Source organism: Streptomyces sp. ASQP_92, from assembly GCF_025399895.1.
GTDB lineage: Bacteria > Actinomycetota > Actinomycetes > Streptomycetales > Streptomycetaceae > Streptomyces.
The window spans coordinates 36,967-61,734 of record NZ_JAODUA010000009.1; the positions used below are offsets into that span (position 1 = coordinate 36,967).

The window sequence follows — 24,768 nt, forward strand, 5'->3', positions numbered from 1 at the left end:
CTCGGAGCATCAGCCTCGCACGCGGACGGTGTGACGCGGGGGGTCCTGCCACCCGGCCCCGGTGGGTGTCAGCCGGTACCGGTACCGGCCGGGGCGGGTGTCAGTAGCTGCCGCTGAAGGGGTCGGCGGAGGTGTCGCCGCCCTGGTTGGCGGAGCCCCCGGTGTCGGCGCCGCCGCTGCCGCCGCCGCGCAGACTGGCGAGGTCGGACTTGACGGTGTTGATCGGGATGGCGAAGCCGAGCCCGACACTGCCCGCCGTCGAACCGCTCTGGCCGCCCGAACTCGGCGCGTACATCGCCGAGTTGATGCCGATGATGTTGCCGTTCATGTCGATGAGGGCGCCGCCGGAGTTGCCCGGGTTGAGCGAGGCGTCGGTCTGGAGCGCCTTGTAGGTGGTCTTGGAGGAGCCGGTGTCGCCGTTGAACTGCTGGCCGCCGAACTCGAACGGCCACCCGCCCTGGCCGCGCCCCTGACGCCCTTGTCCCTGTCCCTGGTTGCCCTGTCCCTGGTTGCCCTGTCCCTGGTTGCCCTGCTCCTTGGCGACGGTGACATCGCGGTCGAGGGCGGAGACGATGCCGCTGGTGACGGTGCCGGTGAGGCCCTCGGGGGAGCCGATGGCCACGACCTGGTCGCCGACCGCGATCTTTCCGGAGTCGCCGAGGGAGGCGGGCTTGAGGCCGCTCGCCCCGTCCAGCTTGATCAGGGCGAGGTCCTTGTCGGGATCGGTGCCGACCACCTTGGCGGTGTAGCTCTTGCCGTTGCTGAGCTTGACCTTGACCGAGGTCGCGCCCGCGATGACGTGGTTGTTGGTGATGATCTCGCCGCCCGCCGTGATGATCACGCCGGCGCCGGTCGACTCGCCCGAGCCGGACGTCGCGTTGATCTCGACGATGCTCGGCATCACGGCCTTGGCGACACCCGAGACGGTGCCGTTGGTGCTGTGGGAGGCGTTGGTGCCGCTGACTCCGGAGCTGACGGAGGCGTTGTCGTGGCCGACGTAGTGCTCGACGACGCTCGCGGTGCCGCCGCCCATGGCCGCCGCGACGATGGCGACGGCGGCGATCAGGCCGACGGAGCGCTTGGCGCGCCGGGGCCGGGGGGCGCCGGGCTCGCCCGCGGTGGCGGGCATCGCGTGGCCGGGCATCGGCGTGGCCGGCTGGTACGGGGGCGGCGGCGGATAGGCGCCCGCGTAGGCCTCGGCCTCTCGCCGGGCGTCGTCCTTGGCTCGCTGCCAGGACTCGTCAGAGTGGATCGGCTGCTGCTCGGGGTACTCGCCGCTGTGGCGGGGGCTCTCGGTCATGTCTATGACCTTCGCCACGGATGATGAGAGCAGTCTGAGGACCGGGTAAGAAGCCCGGCAGAACCGCGTTTGCCCGAAATAAAGACGCCTCGCGGCGCCCGGGGAACGGTGTGTGGGCGGGTCAGCCGCAGCCGCAGGACCGGCGGACGACGAGCCGCGAGGGGAATTGCTTGAGACGCTCGCGGCGCGACCCCGCGACCCGCAGCGCGTCGTCGAGGACCAGATCCACCGCGGCCCGCGCCATCGCGGGCCGGTCGGAGGCGATCGTGGTCAGCGGGGGATCGGTGAGGGCCGCTTCCTTGACGTCGTCGAAGCCCGCCACGGCCAGCTCGCCCGGCACGTCGATGCGCAGCTCGCGGGCGGCCCGCAGCACGCCGATCGCCTGGTCGTCGGTGGCGCAGAAGATGGCTGGCGGCCGCCGCGGCCCGGCGAGGATCTCCAGGGCCACCTGGTAGGCGTCGTAACGGTTGTACGGGGCCTGGAAGAGGCGGCCCTCCAGGGAGCGGCCGGACTCCAGCATCGCCCGGCGCCAGCCCTCGACGTGGTCGGCCACCGGGTCGCCCACGGCCGGCGTCGACTCGATCCCGCCGAGGCAGGCGACGTACTCATGACCGTGTTCGAGCAGGTGACGGGTGGCGAGCTGGGCGCCGCCGATGTCGTCGGTCACCACCGCCACGTCGTCGATGGCCTCGGGCCGCTCGTGCAGCAGCACCACGCGGGCGTCCCACGCGTCGATCTCGGCGGCGGCCCGCTCGCTGGGGCCCTGGCTGACCAGGATCAGACCGGCGACCCGCATGCCGAGGAAGGCCCGCAGATAGTGGACCTCGCGGTCGTCGACGTAGTCGGAGTTGCCGACCAGGACCATTTTTCCGCGCTCGGACGCGGCCTGCTCGACGGCGTGCGCCATCTCCGCGAAGAACGGCTGGCGCGCGTCCGGGACGATCATTCCTATGAGGTCGGTACGCCGCGACGCCATCGCCTGGGCGACCCGGTCGGGCCGGTACCCCAGCTCCTTGATCGCGGCGAGGACACGCTCGCGCGTGGCCGGGGCGACCGGCCGGGGTCCGTTGTTGATGACGTAACTGACGACGGCGGTCGAAGTACCCGCAAGTCGTGCCACGTCGTCCCGCGTCACCTTGGCCACGCGCGGCAGTCTACGCGGGGTGACCCCCCGCTGGGCAGGCCGTATCGCAGGTCGTACCCCATGCGTGATCTACCGCTGCGTCACCGCCGCGTCACCGGCGGAAGGCCCGCGTCACCGGTTGGAGGACCGGGCCGCCGCCTCCTTCGCCTCGGCGGTGGCCGCGTCCACGACCGCCTTCGCCTTGGCGCCCTCGGTGGAGCGCTCGGGCTTCTCCGGCGTCACGAAGCGGTAGCCGACGTTGCGGACGGTGCCGATGAGCGACTCGTGCTCGGGACCGAGCTTGGCCCGCAGCCGCCGTACGTGGACGTCGACCGTGCGGGTGCCGCCGAAGTAGTCGTAACCCCAGACCTCCTGGAGGAGCTGGGCGCGCGTGAACACCCGGCCCGGGTGCTGGGCGAGGTACTTGAGCAGCTCGAACTCCTTGAAGGTCAGGTCCAGGACCCGCCCCTTCAGCTTCGCGCTGTACGTCGCCTCGTCGACCGAGAGGTCGCCGTTGCGGATCTCCATCGGGGAGTCGTCCGAGGTGGCCTGCGCGCGCCCGGTCGCGAGCCGCAGCCGCGCCTCGACCTCGGCGGGACCCGCGGTGTCGAGCAGCACGTCGTCGATGCCCCAGTCGGCGGTGACGGCGGCGAGCCCGCCCTCGGTCACCACGAGGATCAGCGGACAGCCGGGACCCGTCGAGCGGAGCAGCTGGCACAGCGAACGCACATGGGGCAGATCGCGGCGGCCGTCGATCAGGATGACGTCGGCGCCAGGGGTGTCGACGAGGGCCGGCCCCTCGGCGGGGGCCACCCGCACACTGTGCAGAAGCAGGCCGAGGGCGGGGAGCACCTCCGCCGACGGCTGGAGGGCATTGGTCAGGAGCAACAAGGAGCTCATCGTGCTCCCCCTACCCCGGTTGTCCGCTTCGTATCGTGCACGGTTCGCTTGCCCATAACGTCGTTTCCTCCTCGGTCCCTGCGGAGGGGGGTCCCCCTCCGCTCTTTCGGAGCCGGGGGGCGTTGCGGCACTGCTTCGTACTGGTCCTGCTGGTGGCGCCGTCCTGTTGGTGGTGCCGGTCCTGCTTGCTGGTGGTGCCGGTCCTCACGCCCTGTGTGAGCGTTTGTTCACCCGTCCGTTACAACGACCGGGAAACACAAAAGGACCCGGGGGCTACGTTGCCCGGATCCTCTGCCAAGGAGAATAGCCCACATGAATGGCGAGGCAGAGGGTCGATTTCACAGTTCCGCTGTTTCCTCGATCACTCCCGGCCCTCTGCGCGCCACCCTGCGTACGTCGGACGGTGTCCGGATCCAGGCGGTTTACACCCCCTGGACGAGGGGCGCCTGCGACACCGCCATCGTGGTCGCGCACGGCTTCACCGGCTCGGCCGACCGGCCCGCCGTCCGAAGGGCCGCGGCCGTCTTCGCCCAGTACGCCGCCGTGATCACCTTCTCCTTCCGCGGGCACGGGAGGTCGGGCGGCCGCTCGACGGTCGGCGACCGCGAGGTGCTCGACCTCGCGGCGGCCGTCGAGTGGGCGAGATCACTCGGGTACGCCCGGGTGGTCACCGTCGGCTTCTCGATGGGCGGCTCCGTGGTGCTGCGGCACGCGGCGACCCATCGGGGGAGCGCCGCGGGGCGCACGGAAGCAGTGGCGGCGGTCAGCGCGCCCGCGCGCTGGTACTACCGGGGGACGGCCCCCATGCGGCGGGTGCACTGGCTGATCACCCGGCGGTCCGGCCGGCTCGTGGGCCGCGTCGGCTTCGCCACCCGGATCCACTCCGAGGACTGGGACCCGGTGCCGCTCTCGCCCGTCGAGGCGGTTCCGCTGATCGCGCCGACCCCGTTGCTGATCGTGCACGGCGACCGCGACCCGTACTTCCCGGTGGACCACCCCCACATGCTGGCGGCGGCCGGACCTGCGCAGTTGTGGCTGGAAAAGGGCATGGGGCACGCCGAGAACGCGGCCGGTGACGAGCTCCTCGGGCGGATCGCCACCTGGCTGATCGCCGCGCGGCCCGCCGGGTAGCCCATCATGGAGGGCGACGAAAGGAGCCTGACCATGGCAGCGGGAACCATCCGCTTCTGGGCCGCGGCCAAGTCCGCCGCCGGTGTCGCCGACGAGCCGTACGCGGCGGAGACGCTGGCCGAAGCCCTCGACGCGGTGCGCGAACGGCACCCCGGAGAGCTCACGCGCGTCCTGCGCCGATGCTCCTTCCTGGTCGACGGTGACCCCGTCGGCAAGCGGAAGCATGAGACCGTACGCCTTGCCGAGGGCGGCACGGTCGAGGTGCTCCCGCCGTTCGCAGGAGGGTGACCCCCACGTCATGAGCGAGCAGTACCCGTATCAACAGCAGCCCCAGTACGACGAGTACGGCCGGCCCGTGCAGCCGCAGGCCCCCTACGGGGAGCCCGCGCAGCAGCCGCAGTCGCAGCCGTCGTTCCCGTACGAGCCGTACCAGGACCAGCAGGACCAGCAGGGTCAGCAGGGCCACCAGGACCTCTCGGGCCGGCAGGGCCGGCACGGTCAGCAGGGCTTCCATCAGGACCAGCAGGGCCTCCATCAGGACCAGCAGGGCTTCCATCAGGACCAGCCGGCTCAGCAGGACCCCCACCAGCAGGACCCCCACCAGCAGTACACGCAGACCTGGGAAGGGCAGACCTGGGACACCCAGTACCAGCCCACTGTCGCGCCGACCCAGCAGGCCGCCGAGCCCGCGCCGCGCCGGGGCCGCCATGCCCAGCCCGCCGAGTCCTGGCAGGAGGGCGCGTCGGTGAACGCGGCCCGGCCGTGGGAGGAAGGCGCCGGGGCGAACACCGCCCAGCCCTGGCAGGGAGGCGAGCCACGGCAGGACGGCGGCTCGGCGGGTGGCGCGTATCTGCCGCCGCAGAACGGCGGGGGCACGACGTCCGTGCCGCTGCCGCCGGAGGTGCCGATGGCGTCCGGACCGGCCGCCGAGCCGGTGTACGAGCCCGCCGCGACCCCGGCCGCCGGGGCCGCCGGAGGGCCGGCCTACGGCTCGCCCACCACGGTCGGCAACGCGCGGGTCACCGACGCCCAGCGGGCCCGCGCGGAGGGCCGCTCGCCGATCATCGCGCCCGGGATGCAGCCGGCCGCGCTGACCGCCGCGCTCGGCCTGCTCCTCGCGGTGGCGGCCCCGATCGGCCCCTACGCCCTGGCGGTGCCGCTCGTCGCCCTCCAGGCCGTGACGGCCGCCGGCTGGTTCCGCCTGAACGGGATGTGGCCGGCCCGCCAGGGCATCGCGCTCGCCTTCGCGGGCGGACTCGTCGCCGACGTCGCCCTCCTCGCGCTCGGCCGGGAACACGCTCCCGCCGCGATCCTGGGCACCCTCGGGGTCTGGGTGCTGCTCACCCTCGTCCTCCAGCTCCGCTCGCACGCGGAGCCCGACGAGCGGATGTACGGGCTGATGGCGACGGTCGCCTCGGCGGCGCTCGCGATCCTGGCCGGCGGATATCTCGCGGCGCCGCCGCACGCGGTGTCGGTCGGCGCGGCCGCGGTGGCCGTCGCGGCCCTCGCCCGGGCGCTTCCGCTGCCCTCGATGGCCCCCGTGGCGGTCGCGCTGCTCGCGGCCGCGGGCGCGGGCGTCGCGGTGGGCGGTCCGACCGGCATCGGCGCTTCCGGAGCGCTGCTGGGTCTCGCGGCCGGCGCCTGCGCGCTGATCGGGCTGCGGGTCGCCTCGTACGACTACCCCTCCCGGTTCGTCCACCTGACGGCGGGCGTGGCCCTGCCGCTCACGGCGGCCGTCCCTGTGCTGTATCTCATCGGGCGCGCCGTGGCGTAGGGAACCGGGGTTAGGCTCGCGATCGTCATTCGGGTGGATCACGAACACGGAGAATCGATCAGCTCTGGTCGATCGACCGGATTCCGATCGACCGGATTCCGGTCGATTCGATGTCCGATCGACCGGGTTTCTGGTCGATCGGGTTCTGATCAAAGGGTCGAGGGCCGACTGGCGGCCGACTGGTGGGGGACACGTAGGCAATGCGAGCACTGCGAATACTTCTGATCATCGCGATCGTCCTCGGCGGCATCTTCGTCGCCGTGGACCGCGTCGCGGTGAACATCGCCGAGTCGAAGACCGCCGACAAGATCAAGAGCAGTCAGCGGCTCGCCTCGACCCCCGACGTCGACATCAAGGGCTTCCCCTTCCTGACCCAGGTGGTCGGCAAGGAACTGGACGAGGTCGACGTCTCGCTGTCCGGGGTCACCGCGACGGCCGGGGGCCACTCGGTCAACGTCACCGAGGTGACGGCCGAGCTGCACGCGGTGAAGATCGACGGCTCCTTCTCGTCGGCGGTGGCCGGGCGGGCGCAGGGCGCCGCGCAGATCTCGTACGCGGACCTGTCCAAGGCGGCGCCCAAGGGGGCGACGGTGGGCTACGCGGGCCCGGAGCGGGCGGCCAAGGGCCAGGTCAAGGTGAGCGGCCCCCTCGCGGATCTCCTGGAGGGCCAGGGCGTGACGCTGCCGGCGGCCATCAAGGCGCTGATCCAGGGGCGGACGGTCTCGGCGTACAGCACGGTGAGTCTGAACGGGTCCGGGGCGGTGCAGCTGAGGGCGGAGTCGCTGCCGGCGTTGCCCGTGCCGGGGTTCGACCAGCGGTTGCGCAAGGCGGTCGACTACGACCTGAAGATCGATGGCATGCCGTCGAGCATCAAGCTCAACAAGGTGACGGCGTCGGAGACGGGGTTGCGGTTCTCGGGGGAGGGCACGGAGGTCCGGCTGGCGGGCTGATTCTCCCCCACCCCGCCCCTTCCCGAGACCCTCCGGGGGCGTCCTCCACCTGCGGACCGTGCGTGGCTGGTCGCGCAGTTCCCCGCGCCCCCAAACCCGCCTCCGTCCGCGGACCGTGGTCGCTTTTCGCGCAGTTCCCCGCGCCCCTTAACTGCTCGGTGCGGGCCGGTACGGGACACCTCAGCCCGTCCGGCGATTGAGGACGAGCGCCGTTCAGGCGCGAACGGGGTCTGGGGCGGAGCCCCAGGGGGGCGGGCCCCCGTACCCGGGGGCCCGGATCGTGAGACGGCTTGGTCCGTAGGGCAGAAGACCCGCCCCACACCCGGCCCGGGGCCACCTCCCGAGGGGGTCGAGGGACGGCCGCGTATCAGTATGCGGATGATCGAGTCTCAGCATGCGACACACCGGTGACACGCCCCGGTATGCGTCCCTACGATCGGACGCATGAAGCGACAGGCGGACCTCACGAAGCGGCGGGCAGTAGACCTGTGCCGCGTCGCCGCCATGCTCTGTCGCCCCTTCTGAGCGGGACGCTCAACTCCCGCATTCCCCGGGCCCGTTGGCCGCGAACGACCGTACCCGGGTCGACCGGACCACAGGGCCACCCCGTGCCGCCGCAGGCGAACCGCACCCGCACCGCACTCGCACCGCACCCGCGCCGCCGCGTCCCCGCACACCCGCACCGCCCCCGCAGACTGCCCCGGAGGAGAACAACATGAGCCGCAGTGACGTCCTGGTAGACGCCGACTGGGTCGAGGCCCACATCGACGACCCGACGGTCGCCATCGTCGAGGTCGACGAGGACACCTCGGCCTACGAGAAGAACCACATCAAGAACGCGATCCGGATCGACTGGACGAAGGACCTCCAGGACCCGGTCCGCCGCGACTTCATCGACCAGGAGGGCTTCGAGAAGCTCCTCTCCGCCAAGGGCATCGCGAACGACACCACCGTCGTCCTGTACGGCGGCAACAACAACTGGTTCGCCTCGTACGCCTTCTGGTACTTCAAGCTCTACGGCCACCAGGACGTGAAGCTCCTCGACGGCGGCCGCAAGAAGTGGGAGCTCGACTCCCGCGACCTCGTGGACGGCGACCAGATCCCCAGCCGCCCGGCCACCCAGTACAAGGCCCAGCCGCAGGACACCTCGATCCGCGCCTTCCGCGACGACGTCGTGAACGCGATCGGCAACCAGAACCTCGTCGACGTGCGCTCGCCCGACGAGTTCTCCGGCAAGCTGCTCGCCCCGGCCCACCTCCCGCAGGAGCAGTCGCAGCGTCCGGGCCACGTCCCGTCCGCCCGCAACATCCCGTGGTCGAAGAACGCCAACGACGACGGCACCTTCAAGTCGGACGAGGAGCTCAAGGCCCTGTACGAGGCCGAGCAGGTCGACCTCGCCAAGGACACCATCGCGTACTGCCGCATCGGTGAGCGTTCGGCCCTGACCTGGTTCGTGCTGCACGAGCTGCTCGGCCAGGAGAACGTGAAGAACTACGACGGTTCGTGGACCGAGTACGGCTCCCTCGTCGGCGTGCCGATCGAGCTCGGCGCCAACAAGTAACCCGCACAGCCCGCGTAGCCCACCCGCCAGACCGTAGACCGTAAGGAAGAACCATGTGTGGAGCGAAGGCCGGCGGCCCCGACGCCTCGACGATCAAGCCCGGTGAGACCACGATCCAGGGCCAGGTGACGAAGGACGGCGAGCCCGTGGTCGGCTACGTCCGCCTGCTCGACTCGACCGGCGAGTTCACCGCCGAGGTCCCGACCTCGGCCACCGGACAGTTCCGCTTCTACGCGGCCGAGGGCACGTGGACCGTGCGCGCCCTGGTGCCGGGCGGCAGCGCGGACCGTACGGTCGTCGCCCAGACCGGAGGCCTCGCCGAGGTCGCCATCGCCGTCTGACCGACGGCGCGATCGCAGGACCGGCCGGAGGGCCGCACCCCGGGGGTTGGACGCCTTGGAATGGGGTGCGGTCCTTCGTGCCGTATCGGGCCCGGCGTTCCGGTCGTACGCTGGACACATGTTGGCCCGGCGCCGGCGCGGCTATTTCTGGATGATGGGCGGCTGCATCCTGCTCTTCGTGTCCGCCTGGGGCTTCGTGCGCCTCTGGTCGATCCCGGTGGCCGTCGGGATGTGCGTCGTCGCCATGGTGATCCCGCCCGTCGCGGCGATGGTCGCCAACCGGCGCGGCCCCGACGACCGCTGGTGGGACGACCCCTCGGGCGACCCCAAGTCGGACGAGTGGTGGGACGAGCTGGACGGCAAGAAGCGCCGCCCGTAGCCGTACGCGGCGGATCGGGGCTCAGTACACGAGCGCCTGGACGTCGTCCGCCATGATCTCCTGGACGAAGACCTGCGCCCCGGCGATCCGTACGCCCTCCAGGACGTCCTGCTCCGTGATCTCCCGGCGGGTCGCGCACTGCGTGCACAGCGTGATGCCTCCGCCCGCCTGAATCGACGCGATCAGGTCCGGCAGCGGCGCGGCGTGGGGAAGCGAGAACTCGGCGGCCCGGCCGGGCAGGGCGAACCAGGACGCCTCGCCGGTCAGCCAGAGGGAGACCTCCACCCCGCTGGCCACGGCCACCGCCGCGACGGTGAAGGCCTGCGAACACCGCTCGGGCGCGTCGGCGCCGGCGGTCACCTTGATCACGAGCTTCTGCTTGGGCATATGCCGAACTGTAATCCGCCGTGCCGCAACCTCCCCCCGCCCCTGTGAGTCTGTTGTGTGCCGCAGGTGGAAGGCAGGCTCCTGCCGCCCCGCGCCCAGATTCGCCAAGCCCCGTGTTCACCACGTTTTGTGTGCACCAAGTCCTGTGGGGGGACCCATGAGTTCGTCGCAAGAGCCGCCCGGCATGCCCGGGCCCGACCCCGAAGCGCGGCCCGCGCCGGATCCGTCCGGCGCCGAGGTCCCGGACGGGATCCCCGCGCGTCCGCGCCGCCGCCGGGGCCGCACCACCCTGATCGTCGCGGGCGCCGCCGTGCTGGGGGTGCTGGCGGGCACCGTCACCGGATACGCCGTGCAGTACCAGCGGCAGCCCACGCCTTCGGCACCGCTCGCCCAGCGGGATCTGCCCGAGTCGAAGACCGCGCCGGCGGACAACAGGACGACGGCCCGCTCCATCTCGGCCAACCGCTGGAGCGAGAAGACGGACGGCGATCTGCGCCGCCTCCTCGTGTCGGCGCCGGACGGCGCGAAGATCGAGGAACGCCCCGACTGGCAGGACCTGCTCCTCACCGCGGCCGATTACGAGCACCCCGACGCGGCGTTCTCGCACCTCCTGAGCACCGGCTTCCGGCGCAGCGCGACGACGTCCTGGTCCCAGGACGGCCGTGTGTACGTCACCGTCATCCTGACCCAGTTCCGTGACGACACCGCCGTCAACTCCAAGGAGTTCGCCCGGAAACAGCAGGACTTCATGGCGGAGGACGATCACGCCGGCAACTACGGCAAGCCGATCCCGGGCAGCGTCGACGGACGCACCTACGTGTACGACAAGCCGCAGACCAAGCCCGGCTACGAGCCGCTGTACGAGGGCCGGGCCTTCGCCTGGCGCGACGGCACCTTCATGGAGGTGCTGTACGAGAACAACTCGGGCCCCATCTCGGAATCCGCCCTGCAGGCGCTGGCCAAGCAGCAGTTGGAGCGACTGTGAACGACCACGACGAGCCCACGACCGAGCAGCGCACGGCCGAGCGGCCGACGACCGTGGAACCCGCGCTCGGGGAAGCCGCGACCGAGTCCCCCGAGCCCACTCCCCGTCGGCGCCGCCGCCTCGTTCCGTTCGTGGCGGGTGCCGTCGCGCTGCTGGTCGTGGCCGGGGGTGCCGTCTGGGCGTTGGGCAAGCTGGGAGACGCGGACCGCACTGCCCCGACCGTGCTCCAGGCGACGCCGAGCGGAGCGGCGACGCCCACGCCCCGGGCCGCGGCCCCCGTCCGCGCCGGGCTCGGCGGCAAGCTGCTTCCCCTGCCTTGGGACTACGAACTCGGCCCGGACATAGGCGAGTTCGGCAACGACGCCGTGTTCGGCGCCCAGCAGGCCGTCGCCATGCTGAAGGACGGCGGGCGCCATCTCCCGGCCGATGAGCGGGAGAAGAACGACAAGGCCATCGACGGCCTGAAGGTCCAGGGCGTCGCCCTGCGCAGCTACACCAAGGACGGCGTCGTCACCGAGATGCGGCTGTCCCAGATGGAGAACACGAAGGCGATCAAGGAATTGAACGCCTTCCAGGGCGAGTTCGCGCACGCCCTCAAGGCGCTGCGCGCGGGTCCGAAGATCGCGGGCCACGCCAACGCCGTGTGTTTCCTGCTGCCCAAGGACGACACGGTGAAGCTCGACGCGATGTTCTGCAACGCCTTCGAGGGTGACGTCATGGTCGGTACGTACACCTACGGGCCGGCCCCGCTGGACACCGACGCCGCGGCCAAGCTGCTCGGCCGGCAGCTCGACCTCATCAAGTCCCCCGGGGAGTCCGTGTGAGCGACCTCAATCAAGCGAACGAGCAAGCTGTCCAGGGCGGCCAGGGCCAGACCCCGACCCCGCCTGCGGACGCGGTCCCGCCCGTGACCCCGGCCCCGCCCTCGGACCCGCCCCTCGCACCCCCGCTCCCCGAAACACCCCCGCCCGCCGCCCCCAAGGACCGCCGAATACTGCGGGCCGTCTCGCGCTGGACCGCCGCCGTGGTCGTCTTCGGGGTGCTCGGCAGCGGGGTCGCGTACGGGATCACCGAGCGGGAGCGCACCGACGTGCCCGGCCTCTCCACCAAGAGCGACGGCCGCTGGGACTACCCCCGGCTGGTGAAGCCCGCGCTTCCGGCCGGGGCCGCGCTGCCGTTCGCCGCCGACAACCCCGGGATGATCCACTACGCCGATCTGGAGCAGCTCCTGCTGCCCGCCCCGGCGGGATCCGTGCCGGACGCCACGCTCAAGGGGGAGAAGAGCCGGATCTCCGCCGACCGGTTCCTCCAGGAGTTCGGGACCGATTCGCGGGTCTCCGAGATGCGCCAGGACCTCGCCCAGGGCGGCCCGGTCCAGTTCGCGGCCCGCGGCTGGACCATGCCGGACGGCACCGCCACCCGTATCTATCTGGTGCGCTTCCACAGCGCCGGGTACCAGAACGTGTTCAGCACCCTGTACCTCTCCAATGGAGGCGTCGCCCCGCGCACCCTGAAGGACGTGGAGGGGGAGTCCGCGCTCGACGAGGAGTACGACTTCGGCAACGGCATCCCGCACGTGCGCCACGACGTGTACGCCGAGTCCGCGCCGACCGGCCCCGTCCAGGTGCGGCATGCCTACCTCACGGCCGGTGACGTCCTCGCCCTGGTCGTCCAGTCGAGGAAGGGCTCCGCCGCCGCGGTCCCCTTCCACCAGACCACCGTGTTGCAGGAACAGCTTCTGGGCTGAGCGGCCGAGACCGCCGGGCGGCCCGGCCCGCCCCCGCGCCGGGCCGCGCCACCGGCGGCGTACCTCACAGAGAGGGCCGGCCCCCCCACCCATTAGGCTGGGGGCCGGCCCTGACCGCCCCTACACCCGCTCATGCGAGGAGCCCCCCGTGCTTGAGGCTGTTTTCTCCACCCTCCTTGTCCTGGTCTGCGTCGGCGTCCTCGCCTTCGCCGGGCTGACCGTCAAGAAGCTGTACCAGGGTCAGCGCTAACCACCCCGACGCTCACCCCGACCGCAACGAAGAGATCGCAGCCTCATGATCGAGATTCCGTCCGACCTCCACCCCGACCTGGTTCCCCTGGTCTTCCTCCTCGGCACGTGGGAGGGCGCCGGCGTCACCGACTTCCCCGGCGCCGAGAAGGCGAACTTCGGGCAGTCCGTGACCTTCTCCCACGACGGCCGTGACTTCCTGGAGTACGTCTCGCACTCCTGGATCCTGGACGCCGAGGGCAACAAGGTGAAGCCGCTGGAGTCCGAGTCGGGCTTCTGGCGCATCGACAAGGACCGCAAGGTCGAGGTCGTCATGGTCCGCGACCAGGGCATCGTGGAGATCTGGTACGGCGAGCTCGCCCACCAGAAGCCCCAGATCGACCTGGTCACCGACGCCGTCGCCCGCACCGCCGCCTCCGGCCCGTACACCGGTGGCAAGCGTCTGTACGGCTACGTCAAGAGCGATCTGATGTGGGTCGGCGAGAAGGCGACCCCCGAGGTCGAGCTGCGCCCCTACATGTCGGCGCACCTGAAGAAGGTCGTCACGCCCGAGGAGGTCGCGGACATGGCGCGGGGCCTCGGTGACCTTCCGGACGACGGCATCGCCTTCTTCAAGTAGGCCGCCCCGCTCAAGCGGTCGCCTTCCGCCCGGGGCGGTCGCCGCGATGACTCCTACACTGGGGGCGTGGTGACCACCGACTGGCAGAGCGACCTCCGCAGGCGCGGATACCGCCTGACGCCCCAGCGACAGCTCGTGCTGGAGGCCGTGGACGTACTGGAACACGCGACGCCCGACGACATCCTCACCCAGGTGCGGAAGACGGCGGGCGGCGTGAACATCTCCACCGTGTACCGGACCCTGGAGCTCCTGGAGGAGCTGGGTCTGGTCTCGCACGCCCACCTGGGCCACGGCGCCCCGACGTACCACCTGGCCGACCGCCACCACCACATCCATCTGGTGTGCCGGGACTGCACCGAGGTGATCGAGGCCGACGTCTCCGTGGCCGCCGACTTCACCGCGAAGCTCAGGGACACCTTCGGCTTCGAGACGGACATGAAGCACTTCGCCATCTTCGGGCGCTGCCAGGACTGCGCCCGGAAGGCCGCGGACGCCGAGTCGTAGGCTTGCGTACATGAAGAGCCCCCTGCTGTCCCTGCCCGGCGCCGTCCCCGCCGAGGGGCCCGACGAAGGAGTCGCGGCGCACTACGGCGACCTGTTCCGCGAGCAGCGCGCGCTGGCCGGCGGCACCGGCCTCGTGGACCTCTCGCACCGCGGGGTCGTCACCGTCACCGGCGACGACCGGCTGAGCTGGCTGCACCTGCTGCTCACCCAGCACGTGAGCGACCTGCCCGCCGGACAGGCGACCGAGGCGCTCGTCCTGTCCGCGCACGGACACGTCGAGCACGCCCTCTATCTCGTCGACGACGGCACCACGGTGTGGATCCACGTCGAGCCCGACACCCAGGGCGAGCTGATCGCGTACCTGGAGTCGATGAAGTTCTTCTACCGGGTCGAAGTGGCCGACCGCACAGGGGAGTTCGCGGTCGCCCATCTGCCGGCCGGTTCCATCGCCGAGGTGCCGGACGGGGTGGCGGTGCGCGAGACGGCGTACGGCCGCGATCTGTTCCTGCCCCGCGCCGACCTGGAGAAGTACGCCGCCGAGGCCGGCCCCCTCGTGGGGATCCTGGCCTACGAGGCGCTCCGGGTGGAGGCCCACCGGCCCCGGCTCGGCTTCGAGACCGACCACCGGACGATTCCACACGAGGTCGGCTGGATCGGCTCGGCCGTCCACCTCCAGAAGGGCTGCTACCGGGGCCAGGAGACGGTCGCCCGTGTCCACAACCTGGGGAAGCCCCCGCGCCGCCTGGTCTTTCTGCACCTGGACGGCAGCGAGGTGCTGCTGCCCGGCTCGGGTACGCCGGTGCGGCTCGCGGCCGACGGCGCGGAGGGCCGTCAGCTCGGGTTCATCACGACCTCGGCCCGCCACCACGAGCTGGGCCCGATCGCGCTGGCCCTGGTCAAGCGGAACGTGCCGGTGGACGCGGCGCTGCTCGCCGGGAACACGGCGGCGGCCCAGGAGGTCGTGGTCGAGCCGTAGGCCGGGTCTGCCGCTGAGCCGGGCGGCTCGGGCGTCGACAGGTCCCGTCCACCGCCGGGGCGCGGCGGCTGGGACGTTGGCAGGTCCCGTACCCGGCCGGGCGCGTCCCTCGCCCAGAGCGCGGCCCGCACCCGTGCGGCTCAGACGTCGACGACGATCGTGAACGGGCCGTGGTTGGTGAGGGACACCCGCATGTCCGCGCCGAACCGGCCCGTCTCCACCTGGGCGCCCAGCGCCCGCAGTTGGGCCACCACCTCGTCGACCAGGGGCTCCGCCACCTCGCCGGGGGCGGCCGCGTTCCAGGTGGGGCGGCGGCCCTTGCGGGCGTCCCCGTAGAGAGTGAACTGCGAAATCACCAGCAAGGGCGCATTCACGTCCGAGCAGGACTTCTCGCCCTCAAGGATGCGAACCGACCACAGCTTGCGGGCGAGCTGGGCCGCCTTGTCCGGATTGTCCTCATGGGTGACGCCCACCAGGACACACAGGCCCTCGCCCGTGATCTCGCCGACCGTCTCACCCGCCACGACGACCTTCGCGCCGTCGACTCTCTGCACCACCGCTCGCATGCGCCCCAACCTATGCCACTGGCGAGTCCGAATTCCGAGCGGCTGAACGGGTGCAGTGCACCTGCACGTGCCGTACCGGGAGTGGCACGATGCGTACAGGCGGTGCTTCCCCTTGGTCCTTCGGGCCCGGGGAGACCCCATGCACCGGTCGAGGGGACGGAAAGACGCATGACTACACCAGGCGCCGGGCAGTCGCCCGGTCCCGTATCGCTCACCCGGACCAGCCCGCGTACGACGACCGCCGTGCGACCGCCCGTGCGGCGGGCGGGCGGCACCCTGCCGCCCCAGCGCGGCCACGACCTGGCCGCGCTCCGCCTCGCCGAACTGCGCACGCTGCGCCGGCAGTCGCAGCGCGACGAGGCCGACCTCAGCTATGTGCGGCGGCTGCTGCACGGCCGCATCGACATCCTGCGCGCGGAGCTGGCCCGGCGCACCGGGCCGCAGGCGCCGGTGGTGGAGCGGCTCGCCGAGATCCTCACCGACGCACCGTCCTCACACCGGGCCTCGGCCCGCCATGTCACGCTCTCCGCGCCGCGCAGCGAGGAGTACCGGACGCTGGCCGCCGAGATGGACGCCGAGGTCGAGCTGTCCGACCTGGAAGCCCGTACGGACGAGGAGCTGCACACCGCCACCGGGCGCCTGATCCGCTACGAACAGCACGTCTCGCGGCGCCGCAAGGAGGTCCAGCGCACCGCCGACGATTGCAGCGCGGAGATCGCCCGCAGGTACCGTGATGGGGAAGCACAAGTAGACGATCTGCTCATCTGACCCGCCCGTCCGGAAGCGACCCCTCCGGGGCGGGGCACCCCGTCCGGAAGGCCGCACCCATGACCGCCGTGTCCTCGACGTCCCCGATACCCCCGGTCCTCGCCGAAGTCGTACGTTCCGGATTCGTCGAGGGCCACCATCGGGGCTCGCTGGTGGTGCTGGCGGCCGACGGCAGTGTCGAGTTCTCGCTCGGCGACCCGGCCGCGCCCGTCTTCCCCCGCTCGTCCAACAAGCCGATGCAGGCCGCCGCCGTGCTGCGCGCGGGCCTCGACCTCTCCGGCGAGCGCCTGGCCATCGCCGCCGCCAGCCACTCGGGCGAGGGCTTCCACCTCGATCTCGTACGCAAGATGCTGGCCGAGCACGGGCTGAGCCCGGACGACCTCCAGACGCCGCCCGACCTGCCGCTGGACGCCGCCGAGGCCGAGACGTACCTGGCCGCCGGGCACGTGCGCGAGCGGCTCACCATGAACTGCTCGGGCAAGCACGCGGCGATGCTCGCGGCCTGCAAGCAGAACGGCTGGGACCTCACCACCTACCTCGACCCCGCGCACCCGCTCCAGCGCCTGGTCCTGGAGTCCGTCGAGTCGGCCGCGGGCGAGCCGGTCGCCTCGGTCGGCACGGACGGCTGCGGGGCGCCGCTGATGGCGATCGGCCTGACCGGCCTGGCCCGCGCCTTCCGCACCTTCGCGACGGCGGACCCGGGCTCGGTCGAGGGCCGGGTCGCCGAGGCGATGCGCGCCCACCCCGAGTACGTGGCCGGCACCCGGCGGCCCGACACCTGGCTGATGCGCGAGGTGCCCGGCACCCTGTCGAAGATGGGCGCCGAGGCCGTGCAGGCGGTGGCGTTCGCCGACGGGCGCGCGCTCGCCTTCAAGGTCGACGACGGCGCGATCCGCGCGCTCGGCCCGGTCCTGGCCCGCGCGCTGCGCCTGATGGGCGTGGACGCGCCCGTGGTGGACCGCATCGGCCGGGCGCCGCTGCTGGGCGGGGCCGCGGAGGTCGGCGAAATTCGGGCGACATTCTGAGCGGGGCCCGCCTAGCGTGACCGCCATGAGCATCCCGGACACGCCCGGCATCGAGGTCCGCAGCGTCACCGACGACGAGTTCACCCACTGGATGAAGGCGGTCGCCGTGGGATTCCTGCGCTCGTCGGCGGTGGGCGAGGAGTACACGCGTGACCTGCGGGCCAACTGCGACCTGAGCCGGGTGCGGGGGGCCTTCGACGACGGCCGGTGCGTGGCCACGCTCCGGTCCTTCGCGCAGGAGCTGACCGTGCCCGGCGGCGCCGCGCTGCCCGTGAGCGCCGTCAGCGGCGTCACCGTCACGCCCACCCACCGCAGGCGCGGCCTGTTGACCCGGATGATGGCGGCCGATCTCGCGGCGGCCCGCGAGCGCGGCGACGTGGCGTCCACGCTGATCGCGGCCGAGTACCCGATCTACGGCCGGTACGGCTACGGCCCGGCCACCCAGCTCGCCGAGTGGGAGATCGACACCGCCCGCAGCGGCCTCGACCCGCACTGGTCGGGCCCGGCCGACGGTGGCCGCGTGGACCTGGTGGATCCGGCCGAGGCCGCCAAGCTCGGCACCGAGGTGTTCGAACGTTTCCGGCCGTCCCAGGCCGGTGCGATCAGCCGCGACCGCCGCTGGTGGGACCTGACCACCGGCGTGGTCCGCCGCGACGGCCCCTGGACCGAGCCGTTCTTCGCGGTGTACCGCACGGCCGACGGCGAACCCGCCGGGATCGCCGCGTACACCGCCGACGAGCGGTGGAGCGACGCCAAGCTGCCCGAGAACACGGCCACGGTGAAGACCCTGATCGGCCTCACCCCCGAGGCCGACCGCGCCCTGTGGCACTTCCTGTGCTCCATCGACTGGATCCGCACGGTACGCACCGGCTACCGCGCCCCCGACGACCTGCTCCCGCTGTTCTTCCCGAACCCGCGCGCCGCCAGGATCGTGACCCACAGCGACTTCCTGTGGCTGCGGCTGATCGATGTCGTACGGGCCCTTGAGGCACGCGCGTACGCCGCTGAGGGCGCCCTCGTCCTGGAGGTCGAGGACGAGGCGGGCCTGGCCGCGGGACGCTTCCTCCTTGAGGCGAGCGAGACGGGCGCGCGCTGCACGCCCACCACGCGCAGCGCCGAACTGGCCCTGGACGCAAGGGAGTTGGCCTCCCTCTACCTCGGCGACGAGTCGGCGTCGAGGCTGCTCGCGCTCGGCCGGGTCGTGGAGGAGCGACCGGGGGCGGCGGCACGCGCGGACGCGCTGTTCCGCACGGCGCGCCGCCCCTGGTGCCCCGACATGTTCTGACCCCCACCCCCGTGGGGGATCGTCACATGCCGGCTGGGTGCCGTCGGCGGGCGACAGGGGGGGGCGGCGTGCGCGCAGCACGGGTCCGGCCTCTGTTCTTGGCCCGCCCGGCGATCACGGGGTGAGCAGCACCTTTCCGACCAGGCCGCGTCCCTCGATGGCGCGGTGGGCGTCGGCGGCGCGGGCCAGCGGGAACACCCCGCCGATCACCGGGCGCAGCCGGCCGGCCGCCGCCTCGCGCAGGGCCCGGTCGAGGAGCGCGGTGCGGCGCTCGGCCGTGACCTGGATGTCGCCGATGCCGAGCAGGGCGATGTCGCGGCGCCGGGCCTCGTCGGGGTCGACGGCGGCGAAGCCGGTGCCGGAGGGGGCGCCGTGCGCGGAGAAGCGTCCGCCGTCGGCCGTCAACGCGAAGGCGTCCCGGCCGAGTTGGCCGCCGACGCCGTCCAGGACCAGATCGGCGCCGCCCTCTCCCAGCGCGGCCCGCGCGCGCCGCCCCCACTCCTGCTCGCCCGCGTCGATGACGAGATCGGCCCCCAACTTCCGCACCAGCGCGGTCTTTTCGGGCCCGCGCGCCACGCCCGCCACCCGCGCGCCGAGCCCGTGCGCCAACTGGACGAGCAGGGTGCCCATGCCGCCCGAGGCGCCGGTGATCAGTACGGTCTCGCCCGGCTTGAGCGCGGTGTTCTCCAGGAGCGCGAGGGCGGTCACCGCGTCGTGGACGAGCGAGGCCGCTTCACGCGGGCCGACGCCGTCGGGGACCGGGGAGAGCCGCGCGGCGGGTGCCGTCACGAGCTCGGCATAGGTGTCGTCGATGCCGGACACGGCCACCCGGCGGCCGACCCAGGCCGCGTCCACGCCGGGTCCGGCGGCGGCGACCGTGCCGGAGACGCCGCCGCCGGGCACATAGGGCGGCTCGATGCCGAAGAACTCGCGGAAGCCTCCGGCGCGGATCTGGGTCTGCACGAAGAGGGTGTCGATGTGGTCCACCGCCACGACGACCTCGCCGGCCCCGGCGACCGGGTCCACCACCTCCACCGGCACCAGTACCTCGGGCCCGCCGAACTCCCGCACCTGTGCGACACGCATGACAGCCACCGTTCCCACCCGTTGTCCGCGCCGGTGCGCGGCCGATGGCCCGAGTCTTCAACCCGAAGCGCACTTGAGGTCAAGGGTGATTCGAGGGGGCCGCGATTTTCCACGACCCTGCCGGTCGGCGGGCACGCGTCGGGGCGGGGGTGGGAGTGCGTGCGGCTGCGCCCCTCGGCGCAGGGGGCGTAACCCATGATCACGCGCGGCGTTGTGTCGGCGGGGACCGCCCGGCTCCCGCCGACACACGTGAGGGCACCGTCATGCACGAGATCACCCGAAGAATGGCCACCGGAGCGGCGGTGGCCGCGACCGCACTGAGCTGCGTGATCGTCGCGGGGCCGCCCGCGGCGGCGTCCGGCAAATGGTGCAACAACGCGGTCTGCATCGAGACCTACGACAACGGCGACTACCTGGGCCGGGTGGAGGTCTCGGTGATCAACACCAACCAGCCGCACCGCATCCACGCCCGCGTGTGGACCACGAACGGGTGGAGCGCGAACACGAAGGTGGAGGACGTCTCGAAGTTCCGCACCTACCGCGACCAGGCCTACCCCCAACGCCACTTCCCCCCGGGCACCCGCCTGTGCGCGGAGGGCTTCCGGGGCGGGGAGAGCGTTGGGCTGCCTTGCGTGACGATCACGGCGTAGGGGGGAGGAGCGGGGGCCGTGGCCTTGGCTGCTGAGCCGGGCTCCCGGCCCCCCCTCCGGGTGGCGTGGCACACTTTTGCAAGCGGGCGCTTGCAAAAGTTAGCAAGGGGGGTGCACCATCGGGGCATGGCATCGCTCAACGTCGGCAATCTCGGCGAGTTCCTGCGCGAGCAGCGGCGCACCGCGCAGCTTTCGCTGCGGCAGCTCGCCGATGCCGCCGGGGTGTCCAATCCGTATCTGAGCCAGATCGAGCGCGGGCTGCGCAAGCCGAGTGCGGACATCTTGCAGCAGCTCGCGAAGGCGCTGCGGATCTCGGCCGAGACGCTGTACGTACAGGCCGGGATTCTCGACGAGCGGTCTCCCGAGGCCGCCGGGACGCGCAGCGTGATTCTTGCCGACCCCTCGCTCAGTGAGCGTCAGAAGCAGGTTCTGCTCCAGATCTACGAGTCCTTCCGCAAGGAGAACGGGCTCGACGACGACACGGACACCGACAGCGCCGCCGACGGCAGTGATGCCGACCACCCTCAAGCGAGCAACTGAGTAACTGATCCGGGAGGACAGACATGGCCATCACCGATGACCTGCGCAAGACCCTCACCGACCCCACCCCCCTCTACTTCCTCGCCGGGACGGCGGACCTCGCGGGGCAGCAGGCCAAGAAGGTGCCGGCGCTGATCGAGAAGATCCAGGCCGAGGCGCCCGAGCGCATCGAGGCCGTGCGCCGTACCGACCCGAAGGTCGTGCAGGAGAAGGCCGCCGCTCGCGTCAAGGAGGTCCAGACCGCCGTCACGACCCGCGCCACCGATCTCCTGGGCGCCATCGACGGCGACTTCAAGAAGCTGGGTGAGAACGCCCAGGACCTGGCGCTGCGCGGGGTCGGCGTCCTCGCCGAGTACGCCGTCAAGGCGCGCGAGGGCTACGACTCCGTCGCCGAGCACGGCCAGGAGGTCGTCAGGCAGTGGCGCGGTGAGGCCGCCGACGAGATCGTCGAGATCGCCGGCGCCGTCGAGGGCGACGCCCCGGCCAAGGACGTTCCGGCCCAGGCCGAGCCCGTCGAGTCCGTCGAGTCCGTCGAGCCCGTCGTGGGCGCGGACGCGGCCGACCAGCCCGCCGCCAAGAAGACTGCCCCGCGCAAGGCCCCGGCGAAGAAGCCGACCGCCAAGTCCGCGGAGTAGCGTTCGCCGGGCGTCCCCCAGCGACGCGCTGAGCCATCCCGCGGTGCGGGCACTTCCGGGGTGCCCGCGCCGTTGGACCAGTACCGTGGCCGCGAGCGCTCTCGGGGCTCATCACTCATCAGGACTTATCTAGGCGGTGCACGGCATGTTGCTCACGGGATTCAGCCTCTTCACCTCGCTGCTCAATCTCGCGATGCTCGTCATCGCCGTCGTGGCGTTCGTCTTCGCCGTCATCGCCCGCGAGGACGCGTACCGCGCGGCCGGCAAGCAGACCAAGCCGTTCTGGCTGATCATCCTCGGCATCACGGTCGTGGTGAACCTGGTCGTGCCGGTCCTGTTCCTCCAGCTCGCCGGGCTCGTCGCCTCGATCGTGTTCATGGTGGACGTACGGCCCGCGCTGCGGCAGGTCTCCGGCGGTGGCCGGGGTGGCCGCCGCGGCGGCGGCTCCAGCAGTGACGGTCCTTACGGGCCCTACAACGGCGGGCGTTAACCCCTGCCACCCGGGGCGGCGGCCCCCGGAGAGCCGGTCCTCCTCAGGCGGGCCGGCTCTCCGGGCGTTTGCGCTCCAGGAGGACCACCGCCACGTCGTCCGTCAGCTCGCCCCCGTTGAGTTCGCGGGCCCGGGTCACGGCCGCCTCCAGCAGGGCCTCGCCGCGCAGCCCCGACGCGAGCTGATCGTTGATCATGTCCAGCATGCCGTCCTGGCCGAGCCGCCGGCTGCCCTCGCCGGTGCGGCCCTCGATCAGGCCGTCGGTGTACATCAACAGGCCCCATTCGCGGCCGAGTTCGACCTGCCGGCGCGGCCAGCGGGCCCGGGGCAGCAGACCCAGGGCCGGGCCGCTGTTCTCGTACGGGAGCAACTGGGCCCGGCCGTTCAGCGCGATCAACGGCGAGGGGTGGCCCGCGAGGCAGAGGCCGGCCCGGCGGCCGTCGGGCGCGATGTCCACCGTACACAGCGTCGCGAATATCTCCTCGCTGTCCCTCTCGTGCTCCAGGACCTGCTGAAGGGTGGAGAGCAGCTCGTCCCCGCACAGGCCCGCGAGCGTCAACGCCCGCCAGGCGATGCGGAGTTCGACCCCGAGGGCCGCCTCGTCGGGGCCGTGGCCGCAGACGTCGCCGATCATCGCGTGGACGGTTCCGTCGGGGGTGCGCACCGTGTCGTAGAAGTCGCCGCCGAGCAGCGCGCGCGAGCGGCCGGGCCGGTAGCGGGCCGCGAAACGCAGGTCCGAGCCGTCAAGGAGCGGCGTCGGGAGCAGCCCGCGCTCCAGGCGGGCGTTCTCCTGGGCGCGCAGCCGCGACTCCGCCAGCTTGTACTGGGCGGTGTCCGCGCGCTTGCGCTCCACCGCGTACCGGATGGCGCGGCTCAGCAGCCTGCCGTCCAGCTCGTCGCGGAACAGATAGTCCTGCGCGCCCACCCGGACCGCCTCCGCCGCCCGCTCGGCGTGCGTGGACGGGGTGAGGGCCAGCACGGCGTGGCGCGGGGCGAGGCGGAGCAGATGGCGCAGTGCCGCGAGCTCGTCGTCGGGGTCCCGGCCGGGCAGCGCCAGGTCCAGGAGGATGCAGTGGATGTCGTCGGTGAGCAGCCGCTCGGCCTCGGTGAGGTTGCGGGCGGTCCGGATGCGGACCCGGGTGCCGGCCTCGTCGAGCAGCTCGTGCACGGTGAAGGTGCCCGCCGGGTCGTCCTCGATGACCAGCAGATTGAGCGGGCCGTCGACGGCGCCGCCCGTCTGGGCCTCCGGGGCGGCGCGCTGGTGCGGTACGGGTACGTGCTGGGATGCGGGCATCGTCGGTTCCGGAATCCTTCCCTCCCCCCGAGGGTGCGGATGGAGCGCCGGTCGGCGCCCCACCAGCCGGGACCCTAGCCTCATCCACCGGCGCGGCGGAATGGCGATGGGTCGTTCATCACTGAACCCCGGTTGGCATATGCCTCATGCCCGATTTGTCGGGGCCCCAGGAAGTTGCGGAGTGCCCGTCGCGACGGCTCGGAGGCGCCCCCGCACGCCCGGGCGCTCCCGCGAGGCAGGGGCGTACGGGCTACTTGTCCGGCCGCACGACCCCGAGGATCGGCATGGAACCCGCTCCGGTGATCGTCACGGTCCGGCCGGGCCGCGGGGCGTGCACGATCGCGCCGTCGCCGATGTACATCCCGACATGGGTGGCGTCGGCGAAGTAGATGACGAGGTCGCCGGGGCGCATGTCCTTGATCGCCACGTGCGGCAGTCGCGCCCACTGCTCCTGCGAGGTGCGCGGGACGGGGTGCCCGGCCGCGAGCCAGGCCTGGGAGGTGAGCCCCGAACAGTCGAAGGTGTCGGGACCCGCGGCGCCCCAGATGTACTTCTTGCCGATCTGGTCGGTGACGAACTTCACGGCCTTCCTGCCCTGCTCGCTCGCGCTGCCGTTGATGTCCTTCAGGACGCCGGTGCTCAGCCAGGCCGTCTGCGAGTCGAACTCCTTCTTGCGCTCCAGCTCGGCCAGGCGCTCGCGCTCCTGCTCCTTGAGCTGGGACTGGAGCTTCTCGGCCGCCGCGATCTTCTCGGTGATGTCCTTCTTCGCGGCTTCCTTCTTGACCCGGTTGGCCTCCAGGTTCTTCCACTGGGCGGTGGCGTCCGCGCTGTACGCCGCCAAGTCGGCCTGGGTTCTGTTCAGTTCGCCGAGCAGGCCCTGGGCCGCCTGCTGGCCCTGGCGCAGCGCGCCGGCACCGTCCAGGAAGCCCTCGGGGTCGCCGCTGAGCATCATCTGCGCGCCGGGCGGAAGGCCGCCGTTGCGGTACTGCATGCGCGCGGTTGCGCCCGCCTGGTCCTTCAAGCGCTTGATCTTCTCCTGGCCCTTCACGATGTCCTGGGCCAGCCGCACGATCTGCGCGGACTGCTCCTTGGTCTGTTCCTCGGCGAGGTTGTACGCGTCGGTGGCCGCGGCCGCCCGGCGGTACAGGTCGTCGATCTGCCTGCTCACCTCGTCCAGCGTCCTGGGCCGGTCCGGCGCCGTGGTCGACGGCGTCGGCACCGGATCGGCGAACGCCGTGCCCGGAGCGGCCACCGCGGTCAAGGCGCACACCAGGGCGATGGCGATCGCCAAACGTCGCGTCTTCGGCACTGAGAACTCCCCCTCCAGTCAGCTCCGGCCCCACACCGGAAACACCGGGCCCTTCGCCCGGATCGCCGGACCCCGCGCCCGGACCACCGGGCACCTCGCCCGGAACGCCGGTCACTTCGCAGGTGATTTACCGTCAGTAACATCACACAGTGACCGCGATGCTGCCACGCCCGCCGCCAAAACGACAGGGGCGC

General features: G+C 72.0%; 29 protein-coding genes. 21 read left to right on the forward strand and 8 right to left on the reverse strand.

Going from position 1 to position 24,768, the window contains the following annotated elements:
* Window positions 1-100: 100 nt before the first annotated feature.
* The 3 genes from N4G70_RS37040 to N4G70_RS20120 form a co-directional block, all read right to left on the reverse strand.
* On the reverse strand, window positions 101-1,300 hold the full coding sequence (locus tag N4G70_RS37040; protein WP_315904272.1) for a trypsin-like peptidase domain-containing protein: 1,200 nt from the start codon (window positions 1,298-1,300) through the stop codon (window positions 101-103).
* 121 nt (window positions 1,301-1,421) lie between these two features.
* Window positions 1,422-2,444, reverse strand: coding sequence for a LacI family DNA-binding transcriptional regulator (locus N4G70_RS20115; RefSeq protein WP_261714063.1), 1,023 nt, complete (start codon window positions 2,442-2,444; stop codon window positions 1,422-1,424).
* Window positions 2,445-2,555: 111 nt separating this feature from the next.
* The gene (locus N4G70_RS20120) at window positions 2,556-3,323 is read right to left on the reverse strand and encodes a response regulator transcription factor (protein ID WP_120722254.1); all 768 of its coding nucleotides are present in this window, start codon (window positions 3,321-3,323) and stop codon (window positions 2,556-2,558) included.
* A gap of 312 nt (window positions 3,324-3,635) precedes the next feature.
* Here N4G70_RS20120 and N4G70_RS20125 point away from each other — a divergent pair, with 312 nt between their 5' ends.
* From N4G70_RS20125 to N4G70_RS20155, 8 genes are all read left to right on the forward strand, one after another.
* The gene (locus N4G70_RS20125) at window positions 3,636-4,454 is read left to right on the forward strand and encodes an alpha/beta hydrolase (protein ID WP_261714064.1); all 819 of its coding nucleotides are present in this window, start codon (window positions 3,636-3,638) and stop codon (window positions 4,452-4,454) included.
* A 33-nt stretch (window positions 4,455-4,487) separates the two neighbouring features.
* On the forward strand, window positions 4,488-4,742 hold the full coding sequence (locus tag N4G70_RS20130; protein ID WP_261714065.1) for a MoaD/ThiS family protein: 255 nt from the start codon (window positions 4,488-4,490) through the stop codon (window positions 4,740-4,742).
* 10 nt (window positions 4,743-4,752) lie between these two features.
* Entirely contained in the window at window positions 4,753-6,228 is a 1,476-nt protein-coding gene (locus N4G70_RS20135) for a hypothetical protein (protein ID WP_261714066.1), read from the forward strand.
* Window positions 6,229-6,428: 200 nt separating this feature from the next.
* A complete protein-coding gene (locus tag N4G70_RS20140) occupies window positions 6,429-7,178 on the forward strand; it encodes a DUF2993 domain-containing protein (RefSeq protein WP_261714067.1) in 750 nt (249 codons plus the stop codon).
* A gap of 444 nt (window positions 7,179-7,622) precedes the next feature.
* Window positions 7,623-7,703, forward strand: a complete 81-nt coding sequence (locus N4G70_RS37170) for an Ms5788A family Cys-rich leader peptide (protein WP_350751515.1) — start codon at window positions 7,623-7,625, stop codon at window positions 7,701-7,703.
* A 190-nt stretch (window positions 7,704-7,893) separates the two neighbouring features.
* Window positions 7,894-8,739, forward strand: coding sequence for a sulfurtransferase (locus N4G70_RS20145; protein ID WP_261714068.1), 846 nt, complete (start codon window positions 7,894-7,896; stop codon window positions 8,737-8,739).
* A 53-nt stretch (window positions 8,740-8,792) separates the two neighbouring features.
* Window positions 8,793-9,080: a DUF1416 domain-containing protein gene (locus tag N4G70_RS20150; protein WP_261714069.1), complete on the forward strand. Its 288-nt coding sequence runs from the start codon at window positions 8,793-8,795 to the stop codon at window positions 9,078-9,080.
* 118 nt (window positions 9,081-9,198) lie between these two features.
* Window positions 9,199-9,459 (forward strand): DUF3099 domain-containing protein, encoded by a 261-nt coding sequence (locus N4G70_RS20155; protein WP_261714070.1) that lies wholly within the window; start codon window positions 9,199-9,201, stop codon window positions 9,457-9,459.
* 21 nt (window positions 9,460-9,480) lie between these two features.
* Here the strand turns inward: N4G70_RS20155 and N4G70_RS20160 are convergent, their stop codons facing one another.
* Window positions 9,481-9,846: a DsrE family protein gene (locus N4G70_RS20160; RefSeq protein ID WP_261714071.1), complete on the reverse strand. Its 366-nt coding sequence runs from the start codon at window positions 9,844-9,846 to the stop codon at window positions 9,481-9,483.
* A gap of 157 nt (window positions 9,847-10,003) precedes the next feature.
* Between N4G70_RS20160 and N4G70_RS20165 the strand changes: the two genes are divergently transcribed.
* The 6 genes from N4G70_RS20165 to N4G70_RS20190 all read left to right on the forward strand — a co-directional run bounded on the left by N4G70_RS20165 (window position 10,004) and on the right by N4G70_RS20190 (window position 14,926).
* On the forward strand, window positions 10,004-10,831 hold the full coding sequence (locus N4G70_RS20165; protein WP_261714072.1) for a hypothetical protein: 828 nt from the start codon (window positions 10,004-10,006) through the stop codon (window positions 10,829-10,831).
* Window positions 10,828-11,655, forward strand: coding sequence for a hypothetical protein (locus tag N4G70_RS20170; protein WP_261714073.1), 828 nt, complete (start codon window positions 10,828-10,830; stop codon window positions 11,653-11,655). Before N4G70_RS20165 ends, N4G70_RS20170 begins: the two co-directional genes overlap by 4 nt.
* On the forward strand, window positions 11,652-12,578 hold the full coding sequence (locus N4G70_RS20175; protein ID WP_261714074.1) for a hypothetical protein: 927 nt from the start codon (window positions 11,652-11,654) through the stop codon (window positions 12,576-12,578). Before N4G70_RS20170 ends, N4G70_RS20175 begins: the two co-directional genes overlap by 4 nt.
* A gap of 295 nt (window positions 12,579-12,873) precedes the next feature.
* Window positions 12,874-13,446: an FABP family protein gene (locus tag N4G70_RS20180; RefSeq protein ID WP_120722247.1), complete on the forward strand. Its 573-nt coding sequence runs from the start codon at window positions 12,874-12,876 to the stop codon at window positions 13,444-13,446.
* 66 nt (window positions 13,447-13,512) lie between these two features.
* Window positions 13,513-13,950, forward strand: coding sequence for a Fur family transcriptional regulator (locus tag N4G70_RS20185; RefSeq protein ID WP_261714075.1), 438 nt, complete (start codon window positions 13,513-13,515; stop codon window positions 13,948-13,950).
* A gap of 10 nt (window positions 13,951-13,960) precedes the next feature.
* Window positions 13,961-14,926, forward strand: coding sequence for a folate-binding protein YgfZ (locus N4G70_RS20190; protein ID WP_261714076.1), 966 nt, complete (start codon window positions 13,961-13,963; stop codon window positions 14,924-14,926).
* Window positions 14,927-15,066: 140 nt separating this feature from the next.
* Here the strand turns inward: N4G70_RS20190 and dtd are convergent, their stop codons facing one another.
* The gene (gene dtd / locus N4G70_RS20195; RefSeq protein WP_261714077.1) at window positions 15,067-15,492 is read right to left on the reverse strand and encodes a D-aminoacyl-tRNA deacylase; all 426 of its coding nucleotides are present in this window, start codon (window positions 15,490-15,492) and stop codon (window positions 15,067-15,069) included.
* Between the two features lie 168 nt (window positions 15,493-15,660).
* Here dtd and N4G70_RS20200 point away from each other — a divergent pair, with 168 nt between their 5' ends.
* Genes N4G70_RS20200 through N4G70_RS20210 form a run of 3 tightly spaced genes read left to right on the forward strand, consistent with a single transcriptional unit; the run spans window position 15,661 to window position 18,570 of the window.
* Window positions 15,661-16,260, forward strand: coding sequence for an ABC transporter substrate-binding protein (locus tag N4G70_RS20200; RefSeq protein ID WP_261714078.1), 600 nt, complete (start codon window positions 15,661-15,663; stop codon window positions 16,258-16,260).
* A 59-nt stretch (window positions 16,261-16,319) separates the two neighbouring features.
* Entirely contained in the window at window positions 16,320-17,285 is a 966-nt protein-coding gene (locus tag N4G70_RS20205) for an asparaginase (RefSeq protein WP_261714079.1), read from the forward strand.
* 25 nt (window positions 17,286-17,310) lie between these two features.
* Window positions 17,311-18,570, forward strand: coding sequence for a GNAT family N-acetyltransferase (locus N4G70_RS20210; RefSeq protein WP_261714080.1), 1,260 nt, complete (start codon window positions 17,311-17,313; stop codon window positions 18,568-18,570).
* Window positions 18,571-18,684: 114 nt separating this feature from the next.
* On the opposite strand, the gene N4G70_RS20215 is transcribed toward N4G70_RS20210, so the two are convergent.
* Window positions 18,685-19,656, reverse strand: coding sequence for a zinc-binding dehydrogenase (locus N4G70_RS20215; protein ID WP_261714081.1), 972 nt, complete (start codon window positions 19,654-19,656; stop codon window positions 18,685-18,687).
* 263 nt (window positions 19,657-19,919) lie between these two features.
* Here N4G70_RS20215 and N4G70_RS20220 point away from each other — a divergent pair, with 263 nt between their 5' ends.
* The 4 genes from N4G70_RS20220 to N4G70_RS20235 all read left to right on the forward strand — a co-directional run bounded on the left by N4G70_RS20220 (window position 19,920) and on the right by N4G70_RS20235 (window position 21,971).
* Window positions 19,920-20,306 carry a hypothetical protein gene (locus tag N4G70_RS20220; protein ID WP_261714082.1) on the forward strand — a complete coding sequence of 129 codons (387 nt, stop codon included), beginning with the start codon at window positions 19,920-19,922 and terminating at the stop codon, window positions 20,304-20,306.
* 126 nt (window positions 20,307-20,432) lie between these two features.
* On the forward strand, window positions 20,433-20,846 hold the full coding sequence (locus N4G70_RS20225) for a helix-turn-helix domain-containing protein (RefSeq protein ID WP_261714083.1): 414 nt from the start codon (window positions 20,433-20,435) through the stop codon (window positions 20,844-20,846).
* 23 nt (window positions 20,847-20,869) lie between these two features.
* Window positions 20,870-21,481 (forward strand): hypothetical protein, encoded by a 612-nt coding sequence (locus tag N4G70_RS20230; RefSeq protein WP_261714084.1) that lies wholly within the window; start codon window positions 20,870-20,872, stop codon window positions 21,479-21,481.
* Between the two features lie 145 nt (window positions 21,482-21,626).
* The gene (locus N4G70_RS20235; protein ID WP_261714085.1) at window positions 21,627-21,971 is read left to right on the forward strand and encodes a DUF2516 family protein; all 345 of its coding nucleotides are present in this window, start codon (window positions 21,627-21,629) and stop codon (window positions 21,969-21,971) included.
* A gap of 43 nt (window positions 21,972-22,014) precedes the next feature.
* Here the strand turns inward: N4G70_RS20235 and N4G70_RS20240 are convergent, their stop codons facing one another.
* Together N4G70_RS20240 and N4G70_RS20245 are read right to left on the reverse strand one after the other, a co-directional pair.
* Window positions 22,015-23,265, reverse strand: a complete 1,251-nt coding sequence (locus N4G70_RS20240) for a PP2C family protein-serine/threonine phosphatase (RefSeq protein ID WP_261714086.1) — start codon at window positions 23,263-23,265, stop codon at window positions 22,015-22,017.
* A 250-nt stretch (window positions 23,266-23,515) separates the two neighbouring features.
* Window positions 23,516-24,574: an NlpC/P60 family protein gene (locus N4G70_RS20245; protein ID WP_261714087.1), complete on the reverse strand. Its 1,059-nt coding sequence runs from the start codon at window positions 24,572-24,574 to the stop codon at window positions 23,516-23,518.
* Between the last annotated feature and the right edge of the window lie 194 nt (window positions 24,575-24,768).

Bases quoted from the DNA above. Each gene is read 5' to 3' on its own strand.
- N4G70_RS37040 (WP_315904272.1), bottom strand. From the start codon at position 1,300: ATGACCGAGAGCCCCCGCCACAGCGGCGAGTACCCCGAGCAGCAGCCG.
- N4G70_RS20120 (WP_120722254.1), bottom strand. From the start codon at position 3,323: ATGAGCTCCTTGTTGCTCCTGACCAATGCCCTCCAGCCGTCGGCGGAG.
- N4G70_RS20125 (WP_261714064.1), top strand. From the start codon at position 3,636: ATGAATGGCGAGGCAGAGGGTCGATTTCACAGTTCCGCTGTTTCCTCG.
- N4G70_RS20130 (WP_261714065.1), top strand. From the start codon at position 4,488: ATGGCAGCGGGAACCATCCGCTTCTGGGCCGCGGCCAAGTCCGCCGCC.
- N4G70_RS20135 (WP_261714066.1), top strand. From the start codon at position 4,753: ATGAGCGAGCAGTACCCGTATCAACAGCAGCCCCAGTACGACGAGTAC.
- N4G70_RS20140 (WP_261714067.1), top strand. From the start codon at position 6,429: ATGCGAGCACTGCGAATACTTCTGATCATCGCGATCGTCCTCGGCGGC.
- N4G70_RS37170 (WP_350751515.1), top strand. From the start codon at position 7,623: ATGAAGCGACAGGCGGACCTCACGAAGCGGCGGGCAGTAGACCTGTGC.
- N4G70_RS20145 (WP_261714068.1), top strand. From the start codon at position 7,894: ATGAGCCGCAGTGACGTCCTGGTAGACGCCGACTGGGTCGAGGCCCAC.
- N4G70_RS20150 (WP_261714069.1), top strand. From the start codon at position 8,793: ATGTGTGGAGCGAAGGCCGGCGGCCCCGACGCCTCGACGATCAAGCCC.
- N4G70_RS20155 (WP_261714070.1), top strand. From the start codon at position 9,199: ATGTTGGCCCGGCGCCGGCGCGGCTATTTCTGGATGATGGGCGGCTGC.
- N4G70_RS20160 (WP_261714071.1), bottom strand. From the start codon at position 9,846: ATGCCCAAGCAGAAGCTCGTGATCAAGGTGACCGCCGGCGCCGACGCG.
- N4G70_RS20165 (WP_261714072.1), top strand. From the start codon at position 10,004: ATGAGTTCGTCGCAAGAGCCGCCCGGCATGCCCGGGCCCGACCCCGAA.
- N4G70_RS20180 (WP_120722247.1), top strand. From the start codon at position 12,874: ATGATCGAGATTCCGTCCGACCTCCACCCCGACCTGGTTCCCCTGGTC.
- N4G70_RS20190 (WP_261714076.1), top strand. From the start codon at position 13,961: ATGAAGAGCCCCCTGCTGTCCCTGCCCGGCGCCGTCCCCGCCGAGGGG.
- dtd (WP_261714077.1), bottom strand. From the start codon at position 15,492: ATGCGAGCGGTGGTGCAGAGAGTCGACGGCGCGAAGGTCGTCGTGGCG.
- N4G70_RS20200 (WP_261714078.1), top strand. From the start codon at position 15,661: ATGACTACACCAGGCGCCGGGCAGTCGCCCGGTCCCGTATCGCTCACC.
- N4G70_RS20205 (WP_261714079.1), top strand. From the start codon at position 16,320: ATGACCGCCGTGTCCTCGACGTCCCCGATACCCCCGGTCCTCGCCGAA.
- N4G70_RS20210 (WP_261714080.1), top strand. From the start codon at position 17,311: ATGAGCATCCCGGACACGCCCGGCATCGAGGTCCGCAGCGTCACCGAC.
- N4G70_RS20215 (WP_261714081.1), bottom strand. From the start codon at position 19,656: ATGCGTGTCGCACAGGTGCGGGAGTTCGGCGGGCCCGAGGTACTGGTG.
- N4G70_RS20220 (WP_261714082.1), top strand. From the start codon at position 19,920: ATGCACGAGATCACCCGAAGAATGGCCACCGGAGCGGCGGTGGCCGCG.
- N4G70_RS20225 (WP_261714083.1), top strand. From the start codon at position 20,433: ATGGCATCGCTCAACGTCGGCAATCTCGGCGAGTTCCTGCGCGAGCAG.
- N4G70_RS20230 (WP_261714084.1), top strand. From the start codon at position 20,870: ATGGCCATCACCGATGACCTGCGCAAGACCCTCACCGACCCCACCCCC.
- N4G70_RS20235 (WP_261714085.1), top strand. From the start codon at position 21,627: ATGTTGCTCACGGGATTCAGCCTCTTCACCTCGCTGCTCAATCTCGCG.
- N4G70_RS20240 (WP_261714086.1), bottom strand. From the start codon at position 23,265: ATGCCCGCATCCCAGCACGTACCCGTACCGCACCAGCGCGCCGCCCCG.